12 protein-coding genes and 1 pseudogene are annotated in these 12,231 nt (G+C 58.7%); 6 read left to right on the plus strand and 7 right to left on the minus strand.

Annotated elements, in window-relative coordinates; genetic code table 11:
• Positions 1-272 (plus strand): ATP-binding protein (locus AB6804_RS28075; RefSeq protein ID WP_370889224.1); only part of this gene is annotated, 272 nt, incomplete at its 5' end.
• 362 nt (positions 273-634) lie between these two features.
• Here the strand turns inward: AB6804_RS28075 and AB6804_RS28080 are convergent.
• Positions 635-1,770, minus strand: a protein-coding gene (locus AB6804_RS28080; protein ID WP_370889225.1) for an IS3 family transposase whose coding sequence is annotated in 2 segments (ribosomal slippage) — positions 635-1,506 and positions 1,506-1,770 — 1,137 coding nt in all. Because the reading frame shifts where the segments join, the coding sequence is not laid out codon by codon here.
• A 412-nt stretch (positions 1,771-2,182) separates the two neighbouring features.
• Here AB6804_RS28080 and AB6804_RS28085 point away from each other — a divergent pair.
• The 5 genes from AB6804_RS28085 to AB6804_RS28105 all read left to right on the plus strand — a co-directional run bounded on the left by AB6804_RS28085 (position 2,183) and on the right by AB6804_RS28105 (position 7,487).
• Positions 2,183-3,073: a LysR substrate-binding domain-containing protein gene (locus AB6804_RS28085; RefSeq protein WP_370889226.1), complete on the plus strand. Its 891-nt coding sequence runs from the start codon at positions 2,183-2,185 to the stop codon at positions 3,071-3,073.
• A gap of 173 nt (positions 3,074-3,246) precedes the next feature.
• Positions 3,247-4,206, plus strand: a complete 960-nt coding sequence (locus AB6804_RS28090; protein ID WP_370889227.1) for a hydroxymethylglutaryl-CoA lyase — start codon at positions 3,247-3,249, stop codon at positions 4,204-4,206.
• Positions 4,203-5,417, plus strand: coding sequence for a CaiB/BaiF CoA transferase family protein (locus AB6804_RS28095; RefSeq protein WP_370889228.1), 1,215 nt, complete (start codon positions 4,203-4,205; stop codon positions 5,415-5,417). The genes AB6804_RS28090 and AB6804_RS28095 overlap by 4 nt, the downstream gene beginning before the upstream one ends.
• A gap of 25 nt (positions 5,418-5,442) precedes the next feature.
• Complete coding sequence (locus AB6804_RS28100) at positions 5,443-5,967, plus strand: gamma carbonic anhydrase family protein (protein ID WP_370889229.1); 525 nt, start codon at positions 5,443-5,445, stop codon at positions 5,965-5,967.
• A 62-nt stretch (positions 5,968-6,029) separates the two neighbouring features.
• On the plus strand, positions 6,030-7,487 hold the full coding sequence (locus AB6804_RS28105; RefSeq protein WP_370889230.1) for an MFS transporter: 1,458 nt from the start codon (positions 6,030-6,032) through the stop codon (positions 7,485-7,487).
• A gap of 42 nt (positions 7,488-7,529) precedes the next feature.
• Here AB6804_RS28105 and AB6804_RS28110 read toward each other — a convergent pair.
• The 6 genes and pseudogenes from AB6804_RS28110 to AB6804_RS28135 all read right to left on the minus strand — a co-directional run.
• Positions 7,530-8,032 (minus strand): annotated as a pseudogene (locus AB6804_RS28110) (aldehyde dehydrogenase family protein); the annotation flags it as partial.
• Positions 8,032-8,481, minus strand: a complete 450-nt coding sequence (locus tag AB6804_RS28115) for an acyl-CoA thioesterase (protein ID WP_370889231.1) — start codon at positions 8,479-8,481, stop codon at positions 8,032-8,034. The pseudogene AB6804_RS28110 and the gene AB6804_RS28115, both read right to left, overlap by 1 nt.
• A gap of 99 nt (positions 8,482-8,580) precedes the next feature.
• Positions 8,581-9,714 (minus strand): FAD-dependent oxidoreductase, encoded by a 1,134-nt coding sequence (locus tag AB6804_RS28120; RefSeq protein ID WP_370889232.1) that lies wholly within the window; start codon positions 9,712-9,714, stop codon positions 8,581-8,583.
• Between the two features lie 31 nt (positions 9,715-9,745).
• Complete coding sequence (locus tag AB6804_RS28125) at positions 9,746-10,909, minus strand: alpha/beta hydrolase family protein (protein ID WP_370889233.1); 1,164 nt, start codon at positions 10,907-10,909, stop codon at positions 9,746-9,748.
• Positions 10,910-10,923: 14 nt separating this feature from the next.
• Positions 10,924-11,277 carry a Rieske (2Fe-2S) protein gene (locus tag AB6804_RS28130; protein ID WP_370889234.1) on the minus strand — a complete coding sequence of 118 codons (354 nt, stop codon included), beginning with the start codon at positions 11,275-11,277 and terminating at the stop codon, positions 10,924-10,926.
• Positions 11,278-11,289: 12 nt separating this feature from the next.
• Positions 11,290-12,222: a VOC family protein gene (locus AB6804_RS28135; RefSeq protein WP_370889235.1), complete on the minus strand. Its 933-nt coding sequence runs from the start codon at positions 12,220-12,222 to the stop codon at positions 11,290-11,292.
• Positions 12,223-12,231 lie beyond the last annotated feature (9 nt).

The following is a 12,231-nucleotide window of genomic DNA, read 5'->3' on the forward strand; positions in this document are numbered from 1 at the left end:
GATTCAACGTCTTCATCGAGCTTCCAGTCTTGTGTCTTTCCGCACATCATAGCGGAACGCCTTACTGCAACAGAGCCTTCTCGGGCTGGACCGATGTGTTCCCCGATCCCGCCATGACGGTCGCCGCCATCGACCGGCTCGTACATCACTCGACGATCTTCGAACTCAACGTCGAAAGTTACCGCCGTCGCAACGCCAACGACAACAAGACTGCCCGGCGCCGACAACTACCCCATCCCGAACCTGAAGGAACGACAACTATGGCTAATTGACGCGACAATTACCCCCGTCGACCGGACAAGATAGTTGTCGTTCCGGCGGACTTTGTAATTGACGATCTACAGTACAAGGATTTTCTGAAAAATCCCGATCCGCGCTTCGTCGGCGAGCGCTTTGCGCGGCATTCGCCGCGCTGGCGACCGTTTGCTTCGACAGAACTCTCTGCGGAGTCGCAGCGCTACGCGGTGCGGGCGCTGCGCGCCGCGTTCACCTGGTGGGTGGACGTGCGCTAGCTGGCCGGCAATCCGTGGACCGCCGTCAACGATCCGCCCGTGATTCAACGCGTGAGTGCGATAGAGGTGGCCTCGTTCGTTCAGACAGGATCTGCGAGTTTTAAGTGGAATCGCTGAGGCAATCAAGCTGCCGATTTTATCGCTGGCAGCGTGGCGAAGTATGCTTCATCCGGTGTCTGATCGGCGAGCCTCGAATGAGGTCGATTCTGGTTATACCAGTTAAGGTAACTGCCGATCGAGCGGCGAGCGTGCCCGACCGAGTCGTATGCTTTCAGATAAACCTCTTCATATTTGACGCTGCGCCACACCCGTTCAATGAACACGTTGTCACGCCAGGCACCCTTTCCATCCATGGATAAAAGAACGTTCCGGGCGAGCACCGCGTTGGTGAATTCGGTTGCGGTGAACTGACTGCCTTGGTCCGTGTTGACGATCTCAGGCAACCCGTATTTCGCAAACGCCTCCTCCAGCGCCTCGACTGCATGGCAACTCTCCAGCGTGTTCGCCACTCGGTGCGCTAGCACCCGGCGGCTCGCCCAGTCCACTACGGCAGTCAGATATACGAAGCCTTTGGCCATCGGGATATAGCTCGTGTCGAGCGCCCAGACCTGGTTGGCCCGGTCGATCTTCCGGTCGCGCAGCAGATACGGCCAAATCTTGTGGGCGGCATGTTTGCGGCTCGTGTTTGGCTTGCGATACAGCGCCTCAATGCCCATCCGCTTCATCAATGTGCCGACGTGCCTGCGTCCGACTCTGATGCCTTCGCGACGCAGCAGCCGTGCCAGCATTCGCGCCCCTGCAAATGGATGCTCAAGGTGCAGCTCGTCAATCCGACGCATCAAGTTCAGGTCCGCTTCGCTGACTCCACGCGAATGGTAATAGGCGCTCGACCGGCTGATGCCTACCAGGCGAGCCTGCTGTGTCACCGGCAGGGCGTGGTCACGATCGATCATCGCCTTACGCTCAGCAGTCCCGCCTTGCTGAGCGCGCTTTCTAAAAAATCATTCTCCAGCGTCAACTGCCCGATCTTCGCGTGCAGAACCTTCACGTCAATTGGGGGTGCCGCCGGCGCGGCGCTGCCCACTTCGAACACATCTGCAACCCGCTCCTGCAGTTGCTTCTTCCAGTCCGTGATCTGGTTCGGATGGACGTCAAACTGCTGGGCCAGCTCCGCCAGCGTCTTGTCGCCCTTGAGCGCCGCGAGTGCCACCTTTGCCTTGAACGCCGGTGAGTGTGTCCGTCGGTTTCGTTTCGTCATCTTCTGGTTCCTTGATGCCGGCCATTATGACCGACTCACGCCCCAGCTTTTCCACTTAACGAACTGTCCGAATTCCCGCCGCCACCTCTCTCTCGAATCGCGGGAGCATCCTGAGAATCCGGATGCTGGATATTGAACAATCGCCAACGGAAATCTGTCTTGCCGGTCGTCAACTTCGAATCGGCCCGAGGAGTCGGCCTTTCCAACTTTGTTCGCACGTCCTTATGGTACGTCGGCCGTGGGCGTCACCCAATCAACACTTCTGCTCAAGCCAGTAATATTTCTAACGCGTACCCCTTTCTCGCCTCACTGTGCCCGCTCGTACGATATCGGAAAGGGTAAGATCCGCAGCCATCGCTTTTTTCGTCGCCCTTGGGCGTGCCTAAAAACCAAGTTCCATTAGGAGATACCGATGTGGCAGCCGGTTCCGACCTCGCTTCGATTGTTTGTCGCCGTCTGCGAAGAAGGCAGTATCGCAAGAGCAAGCGAGCGGGAAAAACTCGCAGCGGCTGCCGTGAGCCGTCGAATTGCCGATATGGAAAGCGCATTAGGGACTTCGCTGCTGTTGCGGCGAGCGCGAGGCGTCACGCCGACACCGGCCGGGGAAATCTTGTTGCGGCACGCACGACATCTCATGCATTCGGTGGAGATTCTGCAGTCGGACTTGAGCGAATTCTCGAGTGGCGTGAGAGGCCTCGTCAGAGTGCTGGCCAACGTCTCCTCGATCGTCGAATTTCTCCCTGACGAGATCGCGTCGTTTCTTCAGTGCAACGAGAAAATGAATGTCATCTTGGAAGAGCGGGTGAGTTCGGAAGTCGTACGGGGCGTCGCAGACGGCGTCGCCGATCTCGGCATCTGTCGTGATTTCGTCGGGGCATCCGAGGTTCAAACGCTTCCATACCGATCCGATCATTTCGCCGTGGTGGTGCACAGCAAGCATGCGCTGGCCAGATGCAATGTAGTCTCCTTTGCGGAAACGCTTGCATATGAGCAAATCGGTTTGTCGGTCAATGCCGCACTGAACGGCCTCATGCGGCGAGTGGCGGCCGAGCACGGCCGGCAATTGCGATATCGCGCGAACGTGTCTACTTTCGACGCGGCGTTTCGCCTCGTGCAATTGGATCTCGGCCTCGCCATTCTTCCAGTGGAAGCCGTCACCCAATTCGGTCCTCACGATCTTCGAGCGATACCGCTTTCCGACCAATGGGCGACTCGGCAATTCGTGATCTGCGTGAGAAGCCAGGACCAGTTGACGTTGCCGGCGCGACGCTTTCTCGATCATCTTCAGCGAGGCCAGAGTTAGCGCGGCTTTGACAGTGAAGACCCTTATGGGATCAACCCTGATGCCCTCGAGTCCTTGACGGACCGGCCCTCCAGCCCATCGCCAGCGGCGATGGAAGCCATCGCAGCCGCATGATTGTTACGCTGCGCGCGACTCGGCATCCTGTCCGCTGACGGATGACCGAGGGACTTATTGTGACGCAGTCGAACAAAAGAGTAGTCGTGCAGGAGGTAGGGCTTCGAGACGGCTTGCAGAGCTTGTCTCAGGTGATGGCGACGGACGCGAAGAAGCGCTGGATCACCGCCGCCTACGAGGCTGGTGTCCGGTATATCGAAGTCGCGTCCTTCGTTCCGCCGAAATTGCTGCCGCAAATGGCCGACGCGGCCGAAGTGGTCGCGCATGCGCTGACGCTGCCGGATCTGGTCGTGACCGCGCTCGTGCCCAATCTCAAGGGCGCGGAGAATGCGCTCACAGCCGGCGCGCATCGAATCGTCGCGCCGATATCGGTGAGCGAAAAGCACAGCCTCGCCAACGTCCGCAAGACGCCAGACGCGATGATCGAAGAATTCGCGCGAATTCGACACTTGCGCGACAGCAAATCGGCGTGGAGAAACGTCACGCTCATCGGCGGTTTATCGACCGTGTTCGGCTGCACGTTGCAGGGCTACGTGCTGGAAAGCGATGTCGTGCGCATCGCGCTTGCGACGATCGAAGCGGGAGCGGACGTCGTGGCACTCGGCGACACGACGGGTCACGCAACGCCCGCGCATGTCGGACGTCTGCTCGACCAATTACTGCCCGTCGCGCAGGGCAAGGTGACGAGTCTTCACTTCCACGACACGCGCGGTCTCGCGCTCGCCAACACGGTCGTCGCGCTCGATCACGGCATTCGCGAATTCGACGCGTCGCTCGCCGGCATCGGCGGATGTCCGAACGCGCCCGGCGCGACTGGAAACGTAGCGACCGAAGATCTCGTCTACATGTTGCATGCGATGGGCTATGAGACAGGCATCGATATCGCGTCGCTGCTCGACATCCGCGACACCCTGACCGATGCGTTGCCGCAAGCGCCCCTCTATGGATATATAGCGCGAGAAGGCATTTTCGTCGGATCGGTACCCACTCAACTTAGCGCGCGAGGAGTGCAGTCATGAACCAGGTCAACACTGCGAACACACCGCAAACGACCAACCTTCCTCTCGAAGGCATTCGCGTCGTCGAAATGTCTCATATGGTGATGGGACCGACATGCGGGATGATTCTCGGCGATCTTGGTGCCGAGGTCATCAAAGTCGAACCGCTCAAGGGCGACAACACGCGTCGTCTTCTCGGCGCGGGCGCGGGCTTCTTCCGCACCTTCAATCGAAACAAGAAGAGCATTGCACTCGACCTGTCCGATGCCGATAGCCAGGACGCGCTGCTGAAACTCCTCGATACCGCCGATATTTTCTTAGAGAACTTCAAGCCGGGCCGCATGGCCGAACTGGGCCTGGATTACGCGACGCTGCGGGCGAGGAATCCGAGGCTCATCTATGTATCGCACAAGGGCTTTCTCAGCGGCCCTTACGACAAGCGACTTGCGCTGGACGAGGTCGTGCAGATGATGGCCGGTCTCGCGTACATGACGGGTCCGGTCGGTCGTCCGCTGCGCGCGGGAAGCTCGGTGAATGACATCATGGGCGGGATGTTCGGCGCGATCGGCGTGCTGGCCGCGTTGCATGAACGCGCGTCGACTGGCAAGGGCAAGGAAGTGCAGTCGGCGCTGTTCGAAAACTGCGTGCTCCTGTCTGCTCAGCATATGCAGCAATACGTGGTCACGGGCAAACCCGCCGCGCCCATGCCCGAGCGCATCAACGCCTGGGCTGTCTATGATGTTTTCACGCTCGCGGACGGTCATCAGATGTTCATCGCCGCTACCGGCGACGGGCAATGGAAAGCGCTCTGCAGCATTCTCGGCCGAGAGGACCTGCTCGGTGACGTCAGCCTCACGACGAACAACGATCGAGTGTTATCCCGGGAGTGGATCATCCCGTCGCTGGCCGCCACTTTGGTCTCGCGAAGCCCTGAGGAACTGGCCGTCGCATTCGAAGCGAACAACGTACCGTTCGCCAACATCACGAAGCCGGAGGAACTGTTCGACGATCCGCATCTTCAGGATAGCGGCGGCCTCGTAGATCTGGAGCTCGAAGACGGCTCTCAAACTAAGATGCCGCTGTTGCCTCTGATGCTGGACGGTGCACGGCTGGGTCCTCGTCGTCCCATCGCGTCCATCGGGCAGCATACGCGGGAGGTATTGGAGTCGCTCGGCTATCCGAGCGACAAAGCAGGGGCGCTGTCGCAGGCCAAAGCCTCGGAAGCGGCCTGAACGAAGGCAGAAAAAGGACCCAGCTATGCCGATTTTGCGTTTGGGTGAACGACTTCCGCGGATTTCGGAATCCGCATTTATCGCGGAAGGGGCGACCGTGATAGGCGCGGTCGATATTGAAGACGGTGCGACGATCTGGACCAATGCCGTCCTGCGCGGAGATAACGAACCGATTCGTATCGGTGCGAACACGAACGTGCAGGAGGGCGCGGTTCTGCATGGCGATCCTGGATACCCGCTCGCCGTGGAGGACAACGTAAGCGTGGGTCATCAGGCCATGCTGCATGGATGCACGGTCGGCAGCGGCAGTCTGATCGGCATTCAGGCCGTGGTCCTGAACGGAGCCGTCATCGGAAAGAACTGTCTGGTCGGCGCGGGTGCGTTGGTCACAGAAGGCAGGCAGTTTCCGGACAACGTTCTGATCATCGGCGCGCCGGCGAAGGTTGCGCGGGAACTCAGCGCGGAAGAAATCGCGAACCTGTCCAGGAACGTCGATGCGTACGTGGCCAAGGGCGTCGAGTACAAGCAGTCGCTGAGCCGGGTCGGATAGCGCGGGCGCTCGCGAGACATCGAGATCAAAAAGAGGCGGTCAGCCCTAAAATGGAGACATGTATGAGCGCATCGAGAACAATGCCGTATCCGACGAACGGCGCGACGACGATCGCGACCGATTCGTCGCGGGTCGAATCGAAGATCGAACTTTCCGCCGGCACGATCAGTTGCCGTCTGGACCGTCTTCCGGCTACGCGATCGGTCTGGAAGATGGTGGGCATGCTGAGTCTCGGATTGTTCTTCGAGATCTACGACCTGATGTACACCGGTTATATCGCACCGGGACTCATCAAGAGCGGGGTATTGACGCAATCCACGCACGGCCTCTTCGGTACGACGGGGATCGCCAGTTTCATCGCGGCGCTGTTTTGCGGGCTTTTTCTGGGCACTCTGGCGTGCGGATCGCTTGCGGACAAGTTCGGCCGGCGCGCAGTGTTCACCTATGCGCTGATCGGCTACGTGATCGCCAATACCATCATGGCCTTTCAGACGACAGCGCTCGGGCTGAATTTCTGGCGTTTCGTTGCAGGACTCGGACTCGGCGTCGAGCTGATCACGATCGGTGCCTATATTTCCGAACTGGTGCCGAAGCAAATACGCGGACGCGCCTTCGCGACTTCGCAGGCCGTGGGATTTTCTGCCGTACCGGTTGCCGCGTTCCTCTCCTACCTGCTGGTGCCCGTTACGTTTCTCGGGCTCGAAGGGTGGCGCTGGGTCGTGCTTTTGGGCGCGCACGGTGCGGTCTTCGTCTGGCTCATCCGTCTGAATCTTCCGGAGAGCCCGCGCTGGCTCGCTCAACGAGGCCGTCTTGCCGAAGCCGATGCGATTCTCACCGGACTCGAAGCGAAGGTCGAGCGCGAATACGGCCGCCCGCTTCCTCCGCCCGCTGCGCCGGAAGCCGTGATTGTGTGCGGCAAGTTCAGGGACATGTGGAAAAAGCCGTTCGGCAAGCGGACGATCATGTTCATCATCTTCCATGTATGCCAGACCGTCGGCTACTACGGATTTGCAAGCTGGGTCCCGACGCTGCTGATCAAACAGGGCATCAACGTCACTCACAGCCTGATGTATTCCGGCCTCATAGCGATTGCCGCGCCGATCGGACCGTTGATCGGATTGCTGATCGCGGATCGTTTCGAGCGCAAGACGATTATTGTCGCGATGAGCGTGGTGAACGTCGTGTGCGGGATTCTCTTCAGTCAGTTCCGCGACACGACGATGCTGATCCTGATGGGCATTTGTCTCACACTGTCGGGCAATATCATCTCGTATACCTATCACACGTACCAGACCGAGATGTTCCCCACTAGCATCCGGGCGCGTGCCGTCGGCTTCGTGTATTCGTGGAGCCGCCTCTCCGCCATTTTCTCGGCGTTCATCATTGCAGACATTCTGAAGCAATTCGGCGTGACAGGTGTCTTCACATTCATCTCCTGCGCGATGGGACTCGTCATTCTCTCTATCGGTTTGCTCGGGCCTAAGACGAAGAACATTGCTCTGGAAACACTCTCGAAGTAGGCGGATCGAAGGAGTATTTGAAGTCGCAAGCAGTCTCTAATAAGCTGTCGGCGTATTCATCATTACCATACCGGGCCTGTACGTGCCGCTTGAAATGGCTCGCATGAGCCAGCGACATAGGTGCAGATGCCAGCGGAAAGGCCGAATGGCGAGTCGTTGGCTACGGCAAGCGCTTCTTCGTAATCCGCTACATTGAACACGGAAGCGACAGGACCGAACACTTCCTCCCTGTTGATCGTCATCGTCAGCGGTCGTGTTGGTCACGAGAGCCGGTGCCAGGAAAAATCCTTCGGTTGCCGAAGGAACTGATTCACCGCCAAGCACGGAACCACCTTCGGTGCGAGCGAGTTCGATATAACGCTCGTCCTGTTCTAGCTGTTTAGCATCGACAACGGGACCGATCTGCGTCGAGGCATCCAGCGCGTCACCAATCTTGAGATTGCGCATGCGTTCCTGCACGGCCTCGACAAAACGGTCGTGATGCCACTCGTCACGATCAGGCGGCTAGACGCGGTACAACCCTGGCCGGTCTGAACCCCCAAGCCTACTCAGATGGCGCTCGGTATCCGAGCGTGCTCAGCGCCGCCTTAAACTGATCGGTTACAGCCACCGGTCTGCGCGTCGTGGCGTTCACGTAGACGTGAGTAAAGCTCCCGTTCGCGAAAGACGTCGAAGTTTCGTTGCGAAACAACCCTAGCTCATAAACGACACTGGTGTTTCCAATCCGGGCAAGGCGCAAACCGCACGTGACTTGATCCGGGAACTTGACCTCGTCAAAAAACTGACAAGCGGTGCTGACGACAAGCCCGACGGTTTGACTTCGCCCGATTTCCAGTAGCCCGGCCTCGATCAACCAGCCGTTCAACTGTCGTATCGACCCAAGTAAGTGGACCGCATTGTTGATATGTCCGTAGACGTCGTTGTCTTTCCACTGCGTACTGATTTCACGAAACCATCGATACGCGGACTGTGGTTGAGGACTAGCTCGGTGCATTGAAGAAACTCCTGACGGTTGCGTGTGCCGCTGCGTTCGTGTACCGGCTCGACGCTAAAACATGGACTTTGCCGAACACGCCGCGGCGCAGCGCGCTGCTCAGATCGGTTCCCGAAGCGCTCGCAGAGTCTCGGTCATAAGTTGCACATGCTCTTCTCTAGAGCCATTCTCTTGCTCGATTTGTCCCAGCCTTCCCGACGACGAGACGACCAGGTGTGCCCGATCGTAATGCCGACCCGCGTATCCAATTAGGGCTCCCTCCAACGAACGGCGTCGAGTGAGCTCCTGCGCGAGCACGATCGCCCCCTCGATTGCGATTCCCGCGCCGGACGCAAGATGCGGCGTCGTCGCGTGGATTGCGTCTCCTAAAAGCGCGATCCTGCCAGCATGCCAAGGCCCGGCGATCATGTGCCCAGCGAGCGGTCTATACAGGACACGGCTGTTCTCAAGGGAGCCGTCAAGAAGCCGTTTGCGCAGATCGCCCAAATCGCCACCGAATTCTTCCAGAAGACCCGCCAGCATGCTTGGCCACCGTTTGGCCTCGATGAACTCAAGGCCTTCTCGCTTGTCCAGCACGAACAGGTATGACTCTGTTGCACTTATCGGATTCAAGCCAGCCTTGGTGGTCGCACCCATGAACATGGTCGAGTTTGTACGCAGGCGCGGTACCACTGCACGCCAACAGCCTTGCCCCGTTAAGCGCGGTCCTGGGAAATCCGGCTTGACATACTTGCGCACGGCCGAGTTCACGCCGTCCGCTCCGATCACGAGATCGTAACGATTGCGGGTTCCATCCGTGAATGCCACATCGACGCCCTCAACATCTTGATTAAGTACGCTAAAACCGGTGCCGAGACGTACCGATACCCCCGCTTCGTGCGTCGCGCGGCCCAGGATGGATGCAAGCGTTGTGCGCATGATTCCACCCGCGCCCGGAAGGTCTTCAGCGCCGACGGAAGGCTCGATGGGAAACGTCGTCCTGACATGGCCGTCTGCATCGCAGATATCCACGACGTTCCAAGACCCGCCCTCCCGAAGGATCTCGTCCACGACTCCGACTTCTCGCAGACCGCGCAGCGACTGGCTGCTGATCGTTATTCCAGCGCCGTCAGCAGCCCAACGTGGATTTGCTTCGACGAGGTCAACCGTGATGCCTTGCCTCGATAAGAGGATTGCAGCACACATCCCACCGATGCCGCCGCCTACCACCAAGACCTTATTGACGAGTGCCATGTCATTCTCCTCATTGTTCCGCGGTGCCTGGTCACTCAACCGAACCGCCCAGTGTTTTTGCTAGCCAGTCAGCGATCTGATTGCCCGCATTCAGTGGGTTATCAAGCGAACTGTGCTCAACGCCGCCTTCCCGGGCTGTGAAGATCATCAAATCCTTTTTCGGGCTATTCACGAGCTGTTCGTAGGTCTGATGCGCGTATTTCAGAGGAATCTGCCGATCCTTTTCCCCGTGCGTCACGAGGAAGGGAACGCGGATGCGGTCGAGCACTCCGTTCAGATGCATGTGCTCTGCTTTCGCGAAAAAATCGTCCATGTCCTGTGCACCGAACACCCACTGGACGTGCTTCCAGTAGTGGGGGACCGGATTTTCTCCCTCACGCTTGAGCCGCGACTGCTGAACCTCCCGCCAATCGTGATTCGCGCCCCACACCGCACCACAGGCGAACCGCGGTTCAAAGGCGACCGCTCGCGGACAGTAGTAGCCGCCAAGCGAGACACCGAGGGCTCCGATACGAGCGGGGTCGACGTCCGGATGGCGGACGAGCCAGTCGACGATCGGAGACGCCCATGCCTCCGTGTTATGCACAGCGGGCAGACCGTGTAACCGCAATGCCTCGCCCGTGCCGGGCTGATCGACAAACAGCGCGCTCAAGCCACGTTTCGCGAACATGGTTCCCATCACGCTTTTTTGGAGCATCTCCTTGGTCGAATCGAGTCCGTTCATCACCACGACAATCGGCGCGCGCGTACCCGCAGCTACGCCTTCCGCACGAACGTAAAGCGCGGAAAGATGCGTTTCTTCGAAGGGGATTTCCACGCGTACGCAGTTTTCGCGGCTCAGCTTGCGGCCTTCGTCGAACAACTCCAGCGACCTTTTGTAGATGGCGAGGCGAGCATCGAAACCATGCGCCTGCATACGCTCGGCGATGCCATAATAGAGGCCAGCGCGACCCAGCTTTTCCCCGGCCGAAAGCTTGTATCCCTTCCCAAGGTCTTCGTCAGCCAGCGCGATGAGATTGTCCGCGCCACACCTCCATGCTTCATAGAAAGCCTGCGTGCCGGAATCGTCGCCAGCGCGGGCGGCTTCGAGCAAAGGCTTGCACATTGCATCCACCTCACCGATGTTGCCACCATGAGTTAGAGCGATCATCGTGGAGAGGCTCCACACGTAGTTGGTCGGAAAATATTGAAACATGATAAGTGTCGTCTCTAATCAAAAATTGAAGGTAGCTCGGCTGCGATCCAGACGTTACCGTTCTCTATGCGCACGGGAACCCGCTTCAAAAAGGTACCCACGCAGGGTCCGGCGAAACACCTTCCGGTGCGGATCTCGAAGTGGGCCGAATGTGCGTAGCAGACGATGTGTCGCCCGTCGCCGGAGAGGAACCGGTCCTGTCGGTATTCCATCGGCCGATGTTCATGCGGGCAGTCATTGAGCCAGACGAAGACATCGTCGGCTTGCCTGATTACGCAAAGCTTGTCGTCGAGGCCATCACGCAACATGCCCCGAGAACCGCCGTCCGGTATGTCATCCAGATGGCAAAGCAGGCGTTCGGAAGTCATCGTGTCTTTCGCTCACTCGCCCGGAGCCCATTTTTCGCGGGCGTTGAAGAGAAAAATTTGTGAACCGTCGGCATTCGGATCACTATCGCGCGGTACCCACGTGTCGTCGTGTAAGTCCATATCCGCATCGAACTCGATCACTGCACCAAACGGACTATTGAAGTACCAGAAGTAGTTGCTGCCGAAAATATGCCGACCAGGTCCCCAGAAGCTCTTGTAGCCCTTGTTGACGAAATTCCAGCCGTGCTGAAGGACCTCACTCGCCGATCCGAGATGGAAGGTGAAGTGATTGCAACCGATCATGTGGTCGTTCTTACGCTCGATCATGAAGAGCGTATGGTGATCGAGCGTGCCGGCTGGGCGCATGAATGGACCGAGATGGTTGAACCGGTCAGTGACGACAAAGCCGAGGCGTGCATAGAACGCCTCCGCTCGCGCAGAGTCGTCGACGAAATAGACCACATGTGAAAGCGAGCGCGGCTTGATGACCTCGTCGGGATTTGCAGCGCAGTCGTTCGGCCGACGTCCCGGGGGCTGGCCCGGAACGTTGAAGCCAAGGTAGCGCGCCTCATACGGGCGACGGCGCGTCACCATAAAGGCGATCCCGAAACCAGAATCGTCGATGCAATGCACCGTACCGTCTTCATCGACACGGACTTCGCGGTCAGCCTCGAGGTTCTCTTTGATTCTTTGGAGCGTGTTGATGTCGGCGACCCCGTAGATTGTTTCTCGAAGGCTCGGCGTCATGGCACGCGGCGGCAACGGTGGCAGGGAAGGGTCGCCGGCCGGACGAACGATGAGTCCCGTCCCGTCTAGCGCGCTAAAGATGCCACCCTTTTGCTCGTCGAATTCCGTTTCGTCGAGCCCATAGTCGTGCAGGTATTGGCGTGCGCCAGCCATGTCGTCGACGCCAAAAACAAGATACTCCAGTCCTACGATGTTCATTTTTTCATC

It is taken from the genome of Caballeronia sp. RCC_10 (genome assembly GCF_041360715.1).
Taxonomy (GTDB): Bacteria; Pseudomonadota; Gammaproteobacteria; order Burkholderiales; family Burkholderiaceae; genus Caballeronia; species Caballeronia grimmiae.

Coding starts and splice junctions, on each gene's coding strand:
- AB6804_RS28120 (WP_370889232.1), bottom strand. CDS start 9,714: ATGGCACTCGTCAATAAGGTCTTGGTGGTAGGCGGCGGCATCGGTGGG.
- AB6804_RS28095 (WP_370889228.1), top strand. CDS start 4,203: ATGAACCAGGTCAACACTGCGAACACACCGCAAACGACCAACCTTCCT.
- AB6804_RS28105 (WP_370889230.1), top strand. CDS start 6,030: ATGAGCGCATCGAGAACAATGCCGTATCCGACGAACGGCGCGACGACG.
- AB6804_RS28115 (WP_370889231.1), bottom strand. CDS start 8,481: ATGCACCGAGCTAGTCCTCAACCACAGTCCGCGTATCGATGGTTTCGT.
- AB6804_RS28130 (WP_370889234.1), bottom strand. CDS start 11,277: ATGACTTCCGAACGCCTGCTTTGCCATCTGGATGACATACCGGACGGC.
- AB6804_RS28100 (WP_370889229.1), top strand. CDS start 5,443: ATGCCGATTTTGCGTTTGGGTGAACGACTTCCGCGGATTTCGGAATCC.
- AB6804_RS28125 (WP_370889233.1), bottom strand. CDS start 10,909: ATGTTTCAATATTTTCCGACCAACTACGTGTGGAGCCTCTCCACGATG.
- AB6804_RS28135 (WP_370889235.1), bottom strand. CDS start 12,222: ATGAACATCGTAGGACTGGAGTATCTTGTTTTTGGCGTCGACGACATG.
- AB6804_RS28085 (WP_370889226.1), top strand. CDS start 2,183: ATGTGGCAGCCGGTTCCGACCTCGCTTCGATTGTTTGTCGCCGTCTGC.